Origin of the sequence: Ruminococcus intestinalis (assembly GCF_014288065.1) — a bacterium.
In the GTDB taxonomy this organism is placed as follows: domain Bacteria; phylum Bacillota; class Clostridia; order Oscillospirales; family Acutalibacteraceae; genus Ruminococcoides; species Ruminococcoides intestinale_A.
In genome coordinates this window covers 144506-161261 of sequence record NZ_JACOPS010000003.1, presented here as the reverse complement: position 1 = coordinate 161261, position 16756 = coordinate 144506, and the positions used below count along the sequence as shown (strand labels likewise).

Below are 16756 nucleotides of genomic sequence, written 5' to 3'. Positions count from 1 at the left end.
CCAAACTTTTCAAATTATTTAATCACAACAGTTTGATAAGTTATTAATTAATCATTATTTTAATTATTTATTTAATTATCAAATTAAAATGCATTATTTTATGTAATAATAAAAATATATTGCTTTTATTATTTCAAGACAGTATAATTAAAAAGAATGGGGTTTTTACGGATAAAAACTCAAAAAAAGAGAAAGAGGAATTAAAATGGATAAAAACAATGGCGCAATCTATGATGCCCGCAAACTTGGCAAACCAAAGATGATAATCCTTGGTATTCAACATATGTTTGCAATGTTCGGCGCAACAATTCTTGTTCCGATTATCACAGGACTTGACATCTCGACTACCTTGCTTATGGCAGGACTCGGTACTCTGTTGTTTCACTGCATAACAAAGTTTAAAGTACCTGCTTTTCTCGGTTCTTCATTTGCTTTTCTTGGCGGTTATGCCGCTATCAAAGCGCTTGCACCCGATGACCCTAACAGTATGTTGCCGTATGCTTGCCTCGGTGTAGCGTGTGCAGGTTTGGTTTATTTCATTCTTGCCGCAATTATCAAAGCTGTCGGCATTGAAAAAGTTATGAGATTTTTCCCTCCTGTTGTTACAGGTCCAATCATTATTGCTATCGGTCTGGGACTTGCTCCGTCTGCCGTTTCAAACTGTACGACTAACTGGCTGCTTGCCTTTGTTGCTCTCGCCGTAATTGTTATATTTAACATATGGGGCAAGGGAATGGCAAAAATCATTCCGATTATTCTCGGATTGCTTATTTCTTACGGTGTAGGACTTGTCCTTTACTTTATTTCGCAGGCAAACCCTGACCTTATTCAGAATGTACCGTGGTTATTCTCAGGCGGTGCAGACGCAAACGGTGTTTATCAGCCTATTTTCGATTTCACAAGTGTAAACACAATTTGCGATAATATTGCTAAGGGCAATATTTTTGGCAGTGAAGGTCTTATCGGTATTCCGATTCATTGGGAGAAAACCGTATTCGGCGGTATCGACTATTCTAACACCGCTCTTATCGCATCATCAATTATTGCCATTGTTCCAATCGCTTTTGCCACAATGATGGAGCATATCGGTGACATTTGTGCTATCAGTTCAACAACAGGCAACAATTATATTCAGGATCCGGGTCTTCACAGAACTCTTACCGGTGACGGTTTAGCAACAACTGTTGCTTCACTTTTTGGCGGCCCTGCAAACACAACATATGGCGAAAATACAGGCGTACTTGCACTTACAAAGGTTTATGACCCACGAGTAATCAGAATTGCCGCTTTCTTTGCTGTAGGTGTATCATTCTTCCCGATTGTATCTGCAATTATCGGTTCAATTCCAAGCTGTATTATCGGCGGTATTTCATTCGTACTTTACGGTATGATTTCTGCAATCGGTGTAAGAAATGTTGTGGAAAATAAGGTTGACTTTACAAAAAGCCGTAACCTTATTGTTGCCGCTGTAATTCTTGTATGCGCGCTCGGACTTTCAAGCGATACAGTAAGTTTTGCAATCGGCAGTGCAACAATTACACTTTCACCGCTTGCCGTTGCATCAATCGCCGGTATTGTCCTCAATGCAATTTTCCCGGGTAAGGATTATAAATTTAATACTGCAAATGCCTCCGACGCCGCTAACTTTGAAAAAGAAGTTGAGCCGAAAGAGAAGAAAAAGTAAATTTATATTTAAAACCGAGTGCTGTTAATTCAACACTCGGTTTTTTGCTTTTTATCAAAAGTTTGGGTAAATTATGCTTTAGCAAAATAATTTTGCCAAGTATTATAAAAGTTTGGTCAACCTTTAAAAAGTCTTGACCTAAATTTTAAATTTATTACACTAAACCGTGAGCTAAACAACGATTTATCCTAATTCATAATTAAAGAACCTTTTTATTATCCACAATATTCAGAAGATAATCTTCTGAATATGTTACTCAAATTATAATAAATATAAAATTTCAACACTCACCACACAAAAATGTTAAAAACTTTTCTGGTTGCAAAGTCGTTTTTCTGCCATTGCCCAATTTACTGCTTTTACAAAATCCTCGATATAGGCTTTGCGGTCGTTGTAGTGCTTTAGGTAGTATGCGTGTTCCCAAACATCAATATTAAGTATCGGTATAAATCCTCTGCAAAGCGGTGTATCCTGATTTTTGGTAGTTGTAATTTTCAGTTTTTTGCCGTCATATACAAGCCACGCATATCCCGAGCCAAAGACAGACATTGCCGCATTGGTAAACTCATTTTTGAAATTTTCAAAACTTGTGAAACTTTCGCTCATTTTTCTGTGCAGAGCACCACGCTCAAGCCCATGGCAATCGGGGCTCATACCGTTAAAATAAAATCTGTGATTATATACACCACCCGCATTGTTTATAACATCTCTGCGTTTTTCCTCGGGAATACGGCAGGGATTTTTTAATATATCCTGCAAACTCAATTTTTGAAGCTGTCTGCATTCGCTCATCAGCAAATTTAACTTGTCAATATATGCTTGCAGGTGTCTGTCGTGATGCAAAATCATTGTTTTTTCATCAATGTACGGCTCAAGCGCATTGTATGGATAGCGCAACGGCGTGTTTACAAACGGGTATTTATTGTCCATAGCAAATCATCCTTTCAGATTATTTTATGCCTCAGCATTGCTATAGTTACCGGTTGTGTATGCAAAAATGATTTTTTATTCATATAATTGAATTTATGAAATGTAAAAAAAGTTGAAAAACGGCGTATGTTCTGTTATAATGTAAAATAGCAGTAAATTTTTTTATTTTATTGATAATGAGTTTATATGTGATAATAATAAAAGCAGGAGGTATTGCTATGGTTAAAGAAATTGTTGCAGAAGAATTTGAATCCGAAGTTCTTGGCGCAGATGTGCCTGTGCTTGTTGATTTTTGGGCAGAGTGGTGCAGTCCTTGCAGAATGATGGGTCCTGTTTTTAAGGAGCTCTCTACAGAGATTGGCTCACAGATGAAATTTTTTAAGCTTAATGTAGAAACCGAGCGTCAGGTTGCCGATTACTACGGTGTTATGAGTATTCCTACACTTATCCTTTTTAAAGACGGTGAAGAAGTGCTCAGACTTACGGGCCTTCGCAAAAAAGAAGCTATGCTTGAAGAATTAAAGCCTTATTTAAGCTGATGAGCATAAAAAATTACAAGGTAGCCGCTGCACTTGCAATATTTTGCACTTTGCTTTGGGGTACTGCGTTTCCTTTTATAAAAGTAGGCTATGCACAGTTTGGCATAGAGGGAAACGACATAGGCTCAAAGCTACTTTTTGCAGGTGCAAGGTTTACCCTTGCAGGAATAATGGTGCTTTTCATTTTTTTAGTCAAGAACAAGCACTTGCCTAAAATTGAGAAAAACGGCATTATGCCTGTTATGCTGCTCGGTTCGGTGCAGACTTTCGGGCAGTATATTTTTACATATATCGGCATAGGATTTACAAGCGGTGCCAACACCTCGGTTATAACCGCCTGTGCAACTTTTTTTACCGTGCTTTTTGCTCCGCTGTTTTTTAAGTCGGACAAACTGAACATTTGTAAAATAATCGGTTGCGTGCTCGGCTTTTGCGGAGTTTTGTGTGTAAACAGCGGCGGCGGTGTGACTGTCAATACGCTGTTCGGCGATTTTATGATATTGATGTCAACTTTGTCGGCGGCCGCGGGCAATTTTATTTCTAAGGGAATAGTCCGTGACCGAGAACCAATTTCGGTCACGGGATTTCAATTGCTGTTCGGCGGAATACTGCTTTTAATTGCGGGTTTTGTTACAGGCGGAAAACTTGATTTTTCAAGCATAAAAGCATTGCTTGTGCTTTTGTGGCTTGCTTTTGTATCTGCCGCCGCATTCGCAATCTGGACGGCTTTGCTAAAACATCACCCTGCAAGCAGAATTTGCGTTTTCAATTTGCTTGTGCCTGTGTTCGGCACTCTGCTTTCCGGCATTATGCTGGGCGAAAGTGTGTTTGGCATAGAAACAATTATATCGGTAGTATTGATTTGCGCAGGTATATTTATATCTAATATGCAGATAAAAAAGAGGTGTGAGCGGTGAAAATTCAAGGTGTAATATCTGATATGGACGGAGTTATTCTCGACTCCGAAAAACTTTATGTTCGCTTTTGGTGCGAGGCAGGAAGATTTTACGGATTTCCTATGGAAGAAAAACACGCTTTGTCAATAAGGAGTATGGCTCGGCCGCTTGCCTCGGCTAAGCTCAAGGGAATATTCGGCAACGGTTTCGATTATGAGGCTGTGCGCTCAAAAAGAGTTGAGCTTATGGACAACTATGTTGAGAAAAACGGTATTGAAGTTAAGAGCGGCGCAAAAGAATTGCTTTCTTTTCTGAAAGAAAACGGCTATAAAGTCGCTCTTGCAACGGCAACTCCTCCGCAGAGGGCAGAGAGATACCTTAAGGCACATGATTTATATAAATATTTTGATGTTACGGTGAGTGCGTCAATGGTAAGCGTTGGCAAGCCTGCACCCGACATCTACCTCAAGGCGGCGGAAATGCTCGGACTTTCTCCGCAAAATTGCGTTGCGCTTGAGGATTCTCCAAACGGCATTAAATCGGCAAGCTCGGCAGGCTGTGTAACAGTAATGGTGCCTGACCTTGACAAGCCGAGTAATGATATAATTCCGCTTTTGCACGGTGTTGCAGACGGACTAAGTGATGTGAAAAGGATTTTGAGGGAGCTTGAGGATTGTAATATACAGTAACCTTGAGCAATTGAGCAAAAAAGAAGAAGGGATTGAACTCGATGGATTTTCTACAAATGCTGAATGACTTTTTTACAAAGTTTGACAACATTTTATGGGGCGTGCCAATGATAGTAATTTTGCTTGGCGCACACATTTATATGACCGTCAGAACAAAGTTTGTTCAGCGCAAAACATTAAAAGCGATTAAGCTTTCTGTTACAAAAGACCCTGATTCAGACGGCGACATCAGCCCGTTTCAGGCGCTTACTACAGCACTTGCCTCTACAATAGGTACAGGTAATATTATCGGCGTAGGTACGGCTATTGCGCTTGGCGGTGCAGGTGCGGTGTTGTGGTGTTGGATTTCAGGCGTGTTTGGTATTGCCACAAAGTATGCGGAGTCGCTTATTGCGGTGAAATACCGTGTAAAAACTCGAGACGGTAAAATGCGCGGCGGCGCAATGTATGCTATTGAAAACGGCGTATCAAAGAAAACAGGAATTAACTTTAAGTGGGTAGCCGTATTGTTTGCGGTATTTGCGTTGTTTGCTTCATTCGGCGTTGGCTGCGGTGTTCAAACAAATGCGATTGCAAAGATTATGGATACAACCTTTAATCCTGACAAAACATATATGCTCCACTTCTTCGGAATGAATATTTCGACTGTTGCGCTTATTTCGGGTGTTGTAATTGCAATCTGCGTTGCTCTTGTTATTTTCGGCGGTATTAAGTCTATTTCAAGAGTATGCGAAAAACTCGTACCTCTTATGGCAATACTCTATGTTATCGGTTGTATCATTATTTTATCAATTAACTTTGATGTGCTTTGGCAGACAGTTACACTTATTTGCGAGTCGGCTTTCAGCTTTAAGGCATTAGGCGGCGGACTTGCGGGTACAGGCATTATGCTTGCGGCTCGTTACGGTGTTGCAAGAGGTCTTTTCAGCAACGAATCAGGTATGGGTTCTGCTCCGATTGTTGCATCTGCAGCCCAGTCAAGAAACTCGGTTCGTCAGGCACTTATTTCATCGACAGGTACATTTTGGGATACTGTTGTTGTATGTCTTATGACAGGTCTTGTAATTGTAAGTTCATGTATTAAGAACCCGAATATTGATACAGCTTCGGTTGAGGGTGGCGAACTTACATCTGCCGCATTTGCACAGATTCCGTACATAGGCACACCGATTCTTGTTGTCGGTATCGTATTGTTTGCATTTTCAACAATTCTTGGTTGGAGTTACTATGCCGAGAGCTGTGTTGATTATCTTTTCGGCCCCAAGGGAATTATCCCTTACAAGGTGCTGTTTATAGTTATTCTTCTTATTGCTCCGATTACATCTCTTGATATTGTATGGACAATGTCAGATATTTTTAACGCTTTTATGACATTGCCGAATATATTTGCAATGGTGGTGCTCGCACCTGTTATTACAAAGGAAACAAATTATTATCTCTACGGCAACAGACTTGATGAGTACGATAAAACTCCTGTTCCGTTTGTTAAAAGAAGAAAGTAAAATTTTGCCCGACTTTAGCATAAAACTAAGGTCGGGCTTTTGCTTTGAAGATATAAAATTACATTGAGAGTTTTATAATCAAACAGCTTAAATCAATAAAAATATATGACCCTTTAGCAAAAAAATTCGTTTTTGTAAACAGAACAACACAAACGGTAAAAAATGTCGGAATCAAAATATAAAATAAGCAGTCGGCTCGGCGACTGCTTAAGTAAGAATTTTAAGTTATCAGATTTTATCTGCAATTTCACCGAGGCGCTTGTAAATGCTGTTAGCCTCTACATAACCTCTTACAAATGAAAGCGGATAGATGTTTGTGTTTCTGCCGATTACCGAACCGGGGTTGAGTACACTGTTACAGCCTACCTCAACATGATCACCGAGCATTGCGCCGAATTTTTTAACGCCGGTTTCTATCTTTTCGTTATCGCAATTAACGGTAACAAGCGACTTGTCGCTCTTGAGGTTAGAGGTAATTGTACCTGCGCCTGTGTGCGACTTATAGCCCAAGATACTGTCGCCGATGTAGTTGTAGTGCGGAACCTGAACACCGTCAAAGAGGATAGAGTTCTTAAGCTCTGTTGAGTTGCCTACAACTGCGCCTTTGCCGACGATTGCGCAGCCCCTGATGAAAGCGCAGTGTCTTACCTCTGCATCCTCACAGATGATGAGAGGGCCGCCGAGATGAGCGGACGGATAAACAGTCGCACTTTTTGCAACCCATATATTTTCGCCACGCTGTTCGTAGATTTCGGGGTCAAGAGTTTTGCCGAGCTCGATTATAAAATCTTTGATTTTAGGAAGTGCCTCCCAAGGATAGTCGAGTTTTTCAAGAAGTGGTTTTGCAATTGTTTTGTCGAGGTCATAAAGATTTTTTATGAGCATTTTTTCATTCATTATGTATTATTTCCTTTCGGTTTAAAATCAAATTATGCTGCAAAAAATAGCCAATATCCGTGAGTGTCTTTACCTGCAATAAATTTTACACCGTCACTTGTGTATTCCGAAAAAACATAGTTCTTTTTGTCAAGCGGAGAGGTGACGGTAACGCAGTTGCCAGTGCCGCACCATCTTTCGCTAAATACATTGATGCCCTTTATTACAAAGTAGTCTTTTGAAGTTTTGCCTAAATATCTGTGTTCGGTCATTTTACATCACCTTTTTTACGAATAATCTTTTTGTTAAGACGGTTATCCCAGCCGAAATTTTTAAATATAAGACAAGTTATTATTGCAAGCGCAATACCGAGTACAGCACCGCAGATTACATCTGTAGGATAGTGTACACAGTTGTAAAGCCTTGAAAACGCAATGAGAAAAGCGAGTACAGCCGTAAAAACGGCGAACTTTTCTTTGCGTATGATAATTACCGTTGCAGCGGCAAACGACGAGGTTGTGTGTCCCGACGGAAAACTGTAGCCCGACGGAATATGCCCGTTTACGGTAAAGTCGTAGGTTACAAACGGACGGGGGCGGCAGATAATATTTTTTATGCCAAACTCACCGAGCAGCAATCCCAAAGTCATTGCGCAAAGCATTATAACTCCCGTTGCCCTTGTCTTTTTGAAAAGGCAGAGCGTAAGTCCGAGTATAATCCAGATAAGACCTTTTTCGCCGAGAAAACTCATTACAGCCATAAATGTATCAAGAAAATCACATTTTATGCCTTGTATTGACTGCAAAACCGATGCATCCCACGGAGTGATTGTTTCAAAAAAAGACATAATTTCTCCTATTAATGTTATATGCCGCTTGCTGATATGTTTATATACATATTATAGCAAACGGCGGTTGTTTTTTCAATAAATATTAATCAACAATATATTTTTCTGCTTTAGAATACAGCTTTTCGTCAAGGATTGCCTCAACCTTAACTCCCTCTGCAACATATTCTTCGCTAATCAGGGTTGCGTTTTTACGGATTTCTGCCACAAGTCCGGCATCGGAAAAAGGAATAAGCAGAGAAACTCTCTTTACTCTTACGGGGAGGTTATCGTCAACAGCTTTTAAAAGGTCGTCAATGCCTGTGCCGTTTTTGGCGCTTATCTTGACATATGAGCCTATCTCCTGCGGAAAACTCTCTTCTTCCAAAAGGTCGCATTTGTTGAGCACGGTAATGATAGGAGTGTCGCCGCAGCCGAGTGAATTTAAAAGGTCGGTTGTAACCTGCATATGCACTCTTGCCTCATCGCTCGAGGCATCGCATACATTTAAAATAATGTCTGACAGAGCCGCCTCTTCAAGAGTTGAGCGGAAAGCCTCAACAAGGTGGTGCGGAAGTCTGCGTACAAGTCCTACCGTGTCAATCATCATAACCGTAACGCCGCTCGGCAGTTTGAGCGCCCTTGATGTAGGGTCAAGAGTTGCAAAAAGTTTGTCCTGAGCAAGCACACCCGCATCGGTAAGATAATTCATAAGGGTGGATTTTCCTGCGTTTGTGTAACCGACAATTGCACAGGTGATTACTCCGTCTTTTTCTCTGCGTTTTCTCAACATTGAGCGGTGCTGTTCCACTTCGGCAAGTTCGGATTTCAAAGTTTTCATTCTTCTGCTGATGTGTCTGCGGTCGGTTTCAAGCTTTGTTTCGCCCGGGCCTCTTGTGCCTATGCCGCCGCCAAGTCGTGACATTGCCACGCCCTTACCTGTAAGTCGGGGCATCAGGTACTTTAGCTGTGCAAGCTCTACCTGCAGCTTGCCCTCTTTTGACCTTGCACGGAGAGCAAATATATCGAGAATAAGCATTGTGCGGTCAATGGTTCGTGTGTCGGTTTCTGCCTCTATATTTCGTATTTGAGTAGGTGAAAGCTCGCAGTCAAACACGAGCAAGTCGATTTCCTGTTGTTTGCAAATATCCGCAATTTCCTGCAATTTGCCTGTGCCCACATAAGTGCCTGTTTCGGGGCGCTTTAGATTTTGTGTGACTGTAAATACAGGTTCTGCACCCGCACTTTTTACAAGCTCTTTAAGTTCGGCAAGAGAAGCCTCTGCGTCATAGTCGCCTGTGTCAACGCTGACAAGTACAGCCTGTGTAATTTTTTCTTCGTTACTTATCATTTCCATAATTTCTCCGTTTTTGTCAGAAAATAAAAGATTTTGTTTACATTTTATTTACTATTCCTTTAATAAGTAGTATAATATATCGGTATAAATTTGTAAACTACATTTTTACTATTAATTATTTGCAAATTAAATTTATATAATCGGGGTTTTACAAATGGATAAAAAATTTGATGTAATAATTGTAGGTACAGGTGCTACCGGACTTTATGCGGCACTCAATCTGCCGGAGGATATTAACGCTTTGCTCGTTTCAAAAAAAGAGCTTACGCTTTCCAACTCCTCGTTGGCACAGGGCGGTGTGGCAGCAGTGCTTGATACTGTTCACGACAGTTACAAGCTGCATATTACCGATACACTTATTGCAGGTAAATACAAGAATACTCTTGATGCGGTAGAAAAACTTGTTACGGAGGGCCCGTCTGATGTACTGAACATCAAGGAGCTTGGTGTTGACTTTGACCTTAACGAGGACGGCACAATGTGCAAAACTCTTGAGGCGGGTCACAGCAGACACAGAATTGTGCATCATAAGGATTCAACGGGTAAGGCGATTGTTGACGCACTTATTGAGGTAGTTAAGACACGCAAAAATATTACAATTCTTGACAACTGCCTTGTGTATGCGATTGATAAGGTGCTTAACGGCTTTTATGTAAGTGTTGTTAAGGACGGCGAAAGCAAGACCTACGGCTGTAACTTCTGTCTGCTTGCCACAGGCGGTATAGGCAGAGTTTATAAATACACCACAAACTCGGCTATTGCCACAGGTGACGGCATTGCGTTTGCATATATGATGGGTGCAAAAATCAAGCACCTTTCAAGAATTCAGTTCCACCCGACTGCTTTTGCGGCTGAAAAGGACAGAGAAAGATTTTTGATAAGTGAGGCTGTTCGTGGCGAGGGTGCTGTTCTGCTTAACTGCGAGGGCAGACGATTTGCCTCGGATTATGACAGCAGAGGCGAGCTTGCTCCGAGAGATGTTGTGTCTAATGCCGTTATCAGAGAGTCTATCAAAACACACAGCGAGAAGTTCTATCTTGATATTACACACAAGCCTGCCGAATTTGTTAAAAACAGATTCCCTATGATTTACGAGCGCTGTCTTGAAGAGGGCGTTGACATTACGGTCGACAAGATCCCCGTATTTCCATGTCAGCACTACCTTATGGGCGGTATTGATGTTGATACCAACTCGGAAACTTCTATTGAGGGCCTTTTTGCGGCGGGCGAATGTTCGCATACAGGTGTGCACGGCGCTAACCGTCTTGCAAGTAACTCATTGCTTGAGGCGCTTGTGTTCTCAAGAACTGCCGCAAATGTAATGACGGAAAGACTCAGAAAAGAGCGCAAACCGCTCGGCAGACAACCCCTTAAAAAGCCGATTGAGGGCAAGGCGTTGCCGCACGGCTACCGTTCACAGATAAGAGAAATTTTACAGGATACATATTTTGTACTTCCAAAGCCCGAGAAAGCGGAGGAAAGCTACAACAAGGTTGAGCAGATTCTTTCCGAACTTGTATCGGACGATTTTGCTGTTACATCTGACTATGTAGAGGCAAGAAGTATTGCAATTGTTGCAAGTATTATTCTTGAAGAATTTAAGGAGGGCATAAAATAATGCTAATCAACAGTATTTATGCAGATAACATTATAAAGACAGCTTTGCTTGAGGATATTAACTACCTTGATACCACAACCGACTATCTCATTGACGAGGAACAGGAAGATACCGCTAAATTCCTTGCAAAGAGCGACGGCGTACTCTGCGGTATTGAGATTGCACTTCGTGTTTTTGAAATTTTACAGCCGACAGGTTTTGAGGCTAAGGTTTATAAAAAAGACGGCGATGTGCTCAAGAATGGCGATATTATTGCGGAAATTCACGGCAAAACCCGTACAATCTTAAAAGGCGAGCGTACAGCGCTTAACCTTATTCAGCATATGAGCGGTATTGCTACCGCAACGCACAATGCGGTTGAAATTGTAAAGGGTACCAACGCATCTATTGCAGATACAAGAAAAACTCTTCCGGGACTTCGTGTTTTGCAGAAGTACGCTGTTACAGTAGGCGGCGGCAGAAATCATCGTTACAACCTTTCGGACGCTGCTATGCTTAAGGACAATCACATTGATGCAGGCGGCGGCATTGCAAATGCTGTTGCCAAGCTTAAAACAAAGCTCGGTCATATGACAAAGATTGAACTTGAGGTAAGAAACCTTGACGAGTTAAGACAGGCGCTTGAGGCTGATGTTGATGTAATTATGCTTGACAATATGAGCCCTGCTCTTATGAAAGAGGCTGTTGAGATTACAAACGGCAAAGCGTTGCTTGAGGCAAGCGGCGGTATTACAGACGAAACTTTAAGAGAAATTGCCGAAACAGGCGTTGACATTATTTCAATGGGTGCGCTTACCCACTCTGTAAAGGCATTTGATATTTCGCTTAAAATCGCAAAATAATTTTTATACACATAATAAAGAAAAGTAGGGTAGAATGAAGAAAACAGGAATAAATAAAAATGTGATTATGCTCTGCGAATGTGCGGTTATGGTTGCGCTTGCAACTGTATTGAGCCTGATAAAAATCGAGTTCCCGTACGGCGGAAGTATTACGATTTGCAGTATGCTGCCGATTTTAATTATCGGTTATCGTTACAAGCCGTTGGTAGGTTGTCTGACAGGTGTTGTCTACGGACTTATTCAGATGCTTTTCGGTATGTCAAACTTTGCGTATGCAACTTCTTGGCAGGCAGCTCTTATGATTCTCTTTTTCGACTACCTTATTGCCTTTGGCGTAATCGGTCTGGGCGGAGTTTTCAGAGGTATTAAAAATCAGGCAGTCGGACTTGCTTTGGGCGCATTGCTTGCAAGCGTGTTGAGATTTTTGTGCCATTTCTTAAGCGGTATTACCGTGTGGGCAGGCTTTGCAGACGGTATGCCTGTGTGGCTGTATTCGCTTATATACAACGGTTTGTATATGCTCCCCGAATTTGGCATTTTGATTGTAGTGGCTATTGCTTTGGGACTTTTGGTTGATTTCAGAAGCGAAAAACTCGGAGCAATTAAAAGAAACAAAAAATAATTTCAATCATAGGCCTTCCTCTTATGAGGGAGGCTTGTTTAAAAAGTTCTTTTTCGATAGTTGGAGTAAATTATGGTTTAGCATAATTCATTGTCGGGTAATTATAAAAGTATTTTGATAAACCTTAATTATCTTCGCTTAGGAAAACATCCGTTTAAAAATATTTGCGGAAACTTTAATGTAACAGTTACAGAATGAAAGGATAACTAAATGAACAAAAAACTTATTAACCGAGAGATACGCACGCTGTCAAATTACAGCTCTCTGCCGCTTTTGTGTTTTGTGATTTTATCGCAGGTGAGCTCGTACTTTGTATATTTTATATTTGACCTGCTTAAAGGCACGGCACTTTACGATGACTACGGCTTTAAAATGCTTATTAGCTACTGCGTTATATACCTTGTTGTAATGCCGCTTATTCTGCTGATTTTCTCTGAACTGCGGGGCAAACGGGTAAGGCTTTCGCTGAAAACTTGTTTTGTAAAACCTGCAAAGCCTGCCGGTTGGGTGTGTAAGTATGTAATAATAGCAATCGGTCTGACATATTTGATTGCTGTTTCGTCATCTATTATAAGTGCAATCCTTGAGTCGTTCGGAATAAAGCTAAATACATCGGATATTTCATTCGGTGATTCGCCTTTCGGAATAATTGCAACGGTTGTGGCTTTGCCTTTGTTCGCTCCTTTCTTTGAAGAGCTTTTATTCAGAGGAAGTATTTACAGAAATAATGAGCCGATGGGACAGTGGTTTGCAATCATTGTGTCCGGTGCGGCTTTCGGACTGTGGCATACAAACTGTGTTCAGACTGTTTATGCAACGGGTATGGGAATTATTGCCTGCGCTCTTTACGCAAAAACACGCTCAATAATTCCGTCAATGATAGTGCATTTTGTTATTAATTCAATAGGAGCGCTTCAACAGCTTTGTATGAACGGACTTGATACCGATATACTTAAGGATGCAAATACAGAATACATTATGAATCATTACGGACAGATTATGTTTATAGGCCTTATGGAACTTGCTGTGTTTGGAATAATTATTGCGGCAATAGTTCTTTCTATAATTGAGCTTGTAAAACACCGTGGCCGCTTTCCTTTATATAAAGGAAGATATAATATGTCGCTCGGTAAAAAACTCGGTGTGTACTTTTCGGCTCCTGTAACTGTTGTTGCATATGCAGTGCTGATTTTTGAAACAATAGCAAATGCTTTGTACGGCGGATAAAAATATAAAATAAATGCCGAATTTTCTTTTAGACTGTAATTTCCGTTTTTAATAAAGAACCGATAAAGTTAAGCGGTGACATCTTGTGAATGTCACCGTTTTTTAATATGCTTAATTTTAAACTGTCGGTGCTGTACCTGTAATAATTGCTGTTGCGAATGAACCTGCCGGGATTGTAACAGGTTCGGCTGTGCCTGTAGGGAAGGTGAGGGTATTTCCAACCTGCGTCCATTGGTCTGCGGTGTAAATAATTGTAGGCTGACCGTTTACGGTAAGCTCAATTCCCGTTACTGTATAGCCTGTAGGCAGAGTGTCGGTAAATACAATATTTTCTGCGGCAACCGTGCCTTCGTTTTGAGCTATCAGAGTGTAAGGAAGCACTCCTCCCGAAGCAACGGTTGACGGAGCGGCCTTAAGCAAGGTTACAAGTTCCTGCTGTGCGGGTGTTATTGTTGCTGTATCAGATGCGGTAACTGTTGTGGCAAGAGGAGTGGTTGCCTTTACCGTAGCTGTGTTTGTGATTTCGTTAGCCTGTGCGGCAGAAGGAAGAAGTGACAGTGCTATTGTAATCGACTGTCCTGCCGCAAGTGTGCCGAGATTTGAAATCACGAGAGAATCGGCGGTTCTTGTAACACTTGGCGAAAGCGCTGTTGCCCCTTGGCGAGCAACTATTGATTTATCTACATAGCTAAGCAGTTTGGCGGTGGTTTCACTTCCGAGGTTATCAGACACTGTAATGTCGGTAAGATTGCCTGTTCCTGTGTTTGTTACTGTTATAACATAACCTACAGGCTCTCCCGGTACATAGTTTGTGAGCAGAGCGTCTTTTACAATAGCGACGGATTGCGACTCACGAACTTCTGTATCGACTTCGTTTGAACTTGCAGTGCGTTCATTATTAAAGGTAAGTGAAGCGGAGTTTGTGATAATTGCCATATTTTCACCTCCTTGCCTTTTTGGTGAAATCCGTAAAATTATCATCTTAACTTTTATTTGCTTTTTTATTTTTTACTTCATTTATTTTGCGAGAAACTTTACTTGTCCCTCGGTATATAGTATGATAATGAAGATAAAGTGTTACATTATATAAAGAAAAACAGACAGCCGAAGCTGTCCGTTAAAACTCAATTCCTATTCTGCCTGTAATTCCCCTGTCATACGGGTGCTTGATTTTCTTAAATTCCGTAATATAATCGGCGCAGTCCATAAATTTCTTTGGCGGATTGTGTCCCGTCATAACAATTTCCATACTTGACGGTGCGTTTGTTATAAATTCGTAAACCTCGCTCTCGGAAAGCATATGGGCATTGATTGCCTCAAACACCTCGTCAAGCACAACCATATCATACTTTTCGGTAAGAGCGGTTGTAACGGCGTTGTCGAAAATACCTTTAAATATTTTTGCAGCCTGTGCCTTTTCTTTATCGTCCATATCAAAAGTAAATTTAAGCTCAAGCGGGCAGAATGTAAGAGTAACATTTTCGGTATGGCTCAGTATATGCCTTTCTCCCGAAAATTCTGTTTTTAAGAATTGTACAAACAGCACTTTCATTTTACTGCCTGCCGCTCTGACCGCAAGACCTATTGCAGCTGTGGTTTTGCCCTTGCCGTCGCCGTAATAAATGTGTTTCACAAAAATCAACTCCAAAACTTTGTATGAGTATAATTATATATGTTTAGCGCTGATTTGACAATAATGTCAAATTGCACAAAAATATATTTAAAATTTCTCAAAAGTTCTATAACGCTATATTTGCTAAAAGCTTGCAAAATAGGGGAACATATTGTATAATAATGCTTGCGTGACTGCAATATAGATATGCGATGAAGCGGGAGGTTGCGGCTGAAACAGGTCGGTTTTTCCGTGGAGTATGTCCGATTTTAAACCGGGCGATTTACAATGAAACAGTGAACATACTTTGACATAGGGGTTGCTGTGTCTATAGCTATGCTCAAGAAGCTTTCAGAACGTCCCGGTTAACTGAATAGTTAAACGGGTTTTTTAATGCAGGGTGGTGAAACACCCGGCTGTGTTATTAAAAAAGTTCTAAAGCGAACGCCCGCCAACTAACGAAGAACCGCAAAAACGGTTCGGCAAAATTTTTAAGGAGGCGACGATAATGGCAGTCAAGGAAAAGATTAGAATAAGATTAAAGGGTTACGATCATCAGCTCGTTGATCAGTCAGCTGAGAGAATCGTTGCAACAGCAAAGCGTACAGGTGCCAGAGTTTCAGGTCCTGTTCCACTTCCAACAGAGAAGCAGGTTGTTACAATTCTTCGTGCTGTTCATAAGTATAAGGACAGCCGTGAGCAGTTTGAGATGAGAACTCACAAGCGTCTTATCGACATCTTAAGACCGTCAAACAAGACAGTCGAAGCTCTTATGAGCTTAGAGCTCCCTGCCGGCGTTGATATCGAGATTAAGTTATAATCCGTACCAACCTACAAGCAGACAGGGTCAAGTTGGTGAAAACCAACCAATAACCTAACAAGGAGGATACATTTTATGCAGAAAGCAATCATCGGTAAGAAAATCGGTATGACACAGATTTTCGATGAAAAGGGAGTGTTCGTTCCCGTAACTGTTATCGAAGCAGGCCCATGTGTGGTTACAGCTAAGAAGACAGTTGAAAACGACGGCTACGCATCAGTTCAGCTTGGCTATGGCGATTTAAAGCCACACAAGGTTACAAAGCCAATGAAGGGCTTTTTTGACAAGAACGGTGTAGCACCAAAGAAAACTCTTAAAGAATTCCGTTTTGCTGACACAGACGCTTACAATGTAGGCGATCTCGTAAAGGCAGACGTATTCACCCCTGGTGACAAGATCGATGTTACCGGCAAGAGCAAAGGTAAGGGTACAGCCGGCGTAATTAAGCGTTGGAACTTCCAGCGTCTTAAGGAAACTCACGGTACAGGTCCTTGCGTTCGTCACGGCGGTTCAATCGGCGCTTGTTCATCTCCTTCAAGAGTATGGAAGGGCAAGAGAATGGCAGGCCATCTCGGCGCTGAGCAGGTAACAGTACAGAACCTCACAGTTGTTAAGGTTGATGTTGAAAACAACCTTATCGCTATCAAGGGTGCTGTTCCAGGCCCAAATAAGGGAATCGTTGTAATCAAAGATTCCGTAAAGGCTTAAGGAAGGGG

At 41.3% G+C, this 16756-nt stretch carries 18 protein-coding genes; 11 read left to right on the top strand and 7 right to left on the bottom strand.

All coding sequences use genetic code 11. The features are described from left to right. Positions 1-205 precede the first annotated feature (205 nt). Positions 206-1684 carry a uracil-xanthine permease family protein gene (locus H8R91_RS07685; protein WP_186935509.1) on the top strand — a complete coding sequence of 493 codons (1479 nt, stop codon included), beginning with the start codon at positions 206-208 and terminating at the stop codon, positions 1682-1684. Between the two features lie 303 nt (positions 1685-1987). Here the strand turns inward: H8R91_RS07685 and H8R91_RS07680 are convergent, their stop codons facing one another. After that, a complete protein-coding gene (locus H8R91_RS07680) occupies positions 1988-2614 on the bottom strand; it encodes a superoxide dismutase (protein ID WP_186935508.1) in 627 nt (208 codons plus the stop codon). A gap of 218 nt (positions 2615-2832) precedes the next feature. Here H8R91_RS07680 and trxA point away from each other — a divergent pair, with 218 nt between their 5' ends. Genes trxA through H8R91_RS07660 form a run of 4 tightly spaced genes read left to right on the top strand, consistent with a single transcriptional unit; the run spans position 2833 to position 6240 of the window. After that, complete coding sequence (gene trxA / locus H8R91_RS07675) at positions 2833-3153, top strand: thioredoxin (protein WP_186935507.1); 321 nt, start codon at positions 2833-2835, stop codon at positions 3151-3153. Next, positions 3153-4070 carry a DMT family transporter gene (locus H8R91_RS07670; RefSeq protein ID WP_186935506.1) on the top strand — a complete coding sequence of 306 codons (918 nt, stop codon included), beginning with the start codon at positions 3153-3155 and terminating at the stop codon, positions 4068-4070. Before trxA ends, H8R91_RS07670 begins: the two co-directional genes overlap by 1 nt. Continuing rightward, positions 4067-4738, top strand: coding sequence for an HAD family hydrolase (locus H8R91_RS07665; protein ID WP_301965634.1), 672 nt, complete (start codon positions 4067-4069; stop codon positions 4736-4738). Before H8R91_RS07670 ends, H8R91_RS07665 begins: the two co-directional genes overlap by 4 nt. Before the next feature lie 41 nt (positions 4739-4779). Beyond that, on the top strand, positions 4780-6240 hold the full coding sequence (locus H8R91_RS07660; protein ID WP_243237790.1) for an alanine/glycine:cation symporter family protein: 1461 nt from the start codon (positions 4780-4782) through the stop codon (positions 6238-6240). Positions 6241-6468: 228 nt separating this feature from the next. Here the strand turns inward: H8R91_RS07660 and H8R91_RS07655 are convergent, their stop codons facing one another. The 4 genes from H8R91_RS07655 to hflX form a co-directional block, all read right to left on the bottom strand. Beyond that, the gene (locus H8R91_RS07655; protein WP_022234088.1) at positions 6469-7137 is read right to left on the bottom strand and encodes an acyltransferase; all 669 of its coding nucleotides are present in this window, start codon (positions 7135-7137) and stop codon (positions 6469-6471) included. Between the two features lie 32 nt (positions 7138-7169). Next, positions 7170-7388, bottom strand: coding sequence for a hypothetical protein (locus H8R91_RS07650; protein WP_186935505.1), 219 nt, complete (start codon positions 7386-7388; stop codon positions 7170-7172). Beyond that, positions 7385-7963 carry a phosphatase PAP2 family protein gene (locus tag H8R91_RS07645; RefSeq protein WP_022234090.1) on the bottom strand — a complete coding sequence of 193 codons (579 nt, stop codon included), beginning with the start codon at positions 7961-7963 and terminating at the stop codon, positions 7385-7387. The genes H8R91_RS07650 and H8R91_RS07645 overlap by 4 nt, the downstream gene beginning before the upstream one ends. Positions 7964-8048: 85 nt before the next feature. Beyond that, a complete protein-coding gene (gene hflX / locus H8R91_RS07640) occupies positions 8049-9299 on the bottom strand; it encodes a GTPase HflX (RefSeq protein WP_186935504.1) in 1251 nt (416 codons plus the stop codon). A gap of 154 nt (positions 9300-9453) precedes the next feature. Between hflX and H8R91_RS07635 the strand changes: the two genes are divergently transcribed. From H8R91_RS07635 to H8R91_RS07620, 4 genes are all read left to right on the top strand, one after another. Beyond that, positions 9454-10917: an L-aspartate oxidase gene (locus H8R91_RS07635; protein WP_186935503.1), complete on the top strand. Its 1464-nt coding sequence runs from the start codon at positions 9454-9456 to the stop codon at positions 10915-10917. Beyond that, on the top strand, positions 10917-11759 hold the full coding sequence (gene nadC / locus H8R91_RS07630; protein ID WP_186935502.1) for a carboxylating nicotinate-nucleotide diphosphorylase: 843 nt from the start codon (positions 10917-10919) through the stop codon (positions 11757-11759). The genes H8R91_RS07635 and nadC overlap by 1 nt, the downstream gene beginning before the upstream one ends. Before the next feature lie 34 nt (positions 11760-11793). Continuing rightward, positions 11794-12381, top strand: a complete 588-nt coding sequence (gene thiT / locus H8R91_RS07625; RefSeq protein WP_186935501.1) for an energy-coupled thiamine transporter ThiT — start codon at positions 11794-11796, stop codon at positions 12379-12381. Positions 12382-12591: 210 nt separating this feature from the next. After that, positions 12592-13608, top strand: coding sequence for a CPBP family intramembrane glutamic endopeptidase (locus H8R91_RS07620; protein WP_186935500.1), 1017 nt, complete (start codon positions 12592-12594; stop codon positions 13606-13608). Between the two features lie 117 nt (positions 13609-13725). Here the strand turns inward: H8R91_RS07620 and H8R91_RS07615 are convergent, their stop codons facing one another. After that, positions 13726-14544: a COG1361 family protein gene (locus H8R91_RS07615; protein ID WP_186935499.1), complete on the bottom strand. Its 819-nt coding sequence runs from the start codon at positions 14542-14544 to the stop codon at positions 13726-13728. Positions 14545-14725: 181 nt separating this feature from the next. Further along, on the bottom strand, positions 14726-15241 hold the full coding sequence (locus H8R91_RS07610) for a cob(I)yrinic acid a,c-diamide adenosyltransferase (RefSeq protein WP_186935498.1): 516 nt from the start codon (positions 15239-15241) through the stop codon (positions 14726-14728). A 487-nt stretch (positions 15242-15728) separates the two neighbouring features. Between H8R91_RS07610 and rpsJ the strand changes: the two genes are divergently transcribed. Next, positions 15729-16040 (top strand): 30S ribosomal protein S10, encoded by a 312-nt coding sequence (gene rpsJ, locus H8R91_RS07605; RefSeq protein WP_022234099.1) that lies wholly within the window; start codon positions 15729-15731, stop codon positions 16038-16040. A gap of 75 nt (positions 16041-16115) precedes the next feature. Then, positions 16116-16748, top strand: a complete 633-nt coding sequence (gene rplC / locus H8R91_RS07600; protein ID WP_178586381.1) for a 50S ribosomal protein L3 — start codon at positions 16116-16118, stop codon at positions 16746-16748. Positions 16749-16756 lie beyond the last annotated feature (8 nt).

Bases quoted from the DNA above. Each gene is read 5' to 3' on its own strand.
- H8R91_RS07685 (WP_186935509.1), top strand. From the start codon at position 206: ATGGATAAAAACAATGGCGCAATCTATGATGCCCGCAAACTTGGCAAA.
- H8R91_RS07680 (WP_186935508.1), bottom strand. From the start codon at position 2,614: ATGGACAATAAATACCCGTTTGTAAACACGCCGTTGCGCTATCCATAC.
- trxA (WP_186935507.1), top strand. From the start codon at position 2,833: ATGGTTAAAGAAATTGTTGCAGAAGAATTTGAATCCGAAGTTCTTGGC.
- H8R91_RS07670 (WP_186935506.1), top strand. From the start codon at position 3,153: ATGAGCATAAAAAATTACAAGGTAGCCGCTGCACTTGCAATATTTTGC.
- H8R91_RS07660 (WP_243237790.1), top strand. From the start codon at position 4,780: ATGGATTTTCTACAAATGCTGAATGACTTTTTTACAAAGTTTGACAAC.
- H8R91_RS07655 (WP_022234088.1), bottom strand. From the start codon at position 7,137: ATGAATGAAAAAATGCTCATAAAAAATCTTTATGACCTCGACAAAACA.
- H8R91_RS07650 (WP_186935505.1), bottom strand. From the start codon at position 7,388: ATGACCGAACACAGATATTTAGGCAAAACTTCAAAAGACTACTTTGTA.
- H8R91_RS07645 (WP_022234090.1), bottom strand. From the start codon at position 7,963: ATGTCTTTTTTTGAAACAATCACTCCGTGGGATGCATCGGTTTTGCAG.
- hflX (WP_186935504.1), bottom strand. From the start codon at position 9,299: ATGGAAATGATAAGTAACGAAGAAAAAATTACACAGGCTGTACTTGTC.
- H8R91_RS07635 (WP_186935503.1), top strand. From the start codon at position 9,454: ATGGATAAAAAATTTGATGTAATAATTGTAGGTACAGGTGCTACCGGA.
- nadC (WP_186935502.1), top strand. From the start codon at position 10,917: ATGCTAATCAACAGTATTTATGCAGATAACATTATAAAGACAGCTTTG.
- thiT (WP_186935501.1), top strand. From the start codon at position 11,794: ATGAAGAAAACAGGAATAAATAAAAATGTGATTATGCTCTGCGAATGT.
- H8R91_RS07620 (WP_186935500.1), top strand. From the start codon at position 12,592: ATGAACAAAAAACTTATTAACCGAGAGATACGCACGCTGTCAAATTAC.
- H8R91_RS07615 (WP_186935499.1), bottom strand. From the start codon at position 14,544: ATGGCAATTATCACAAACTCCGCTTCACTTACCTTTAATAATGAACGC.
- rpsJ (WP_022234099.1), top strand. From the start codon at position 15,729: ATGGCAGTCAAGGAAAAGATTAGAATAAGATTAAAGGGTTACGATCAT.
- rplC (WP_178586381.1), top strand. From the start codon at position 16,116: ATGCAGAAAGCAATCATCGGTAAGAAAATCGGTATGACACAGATTTTC.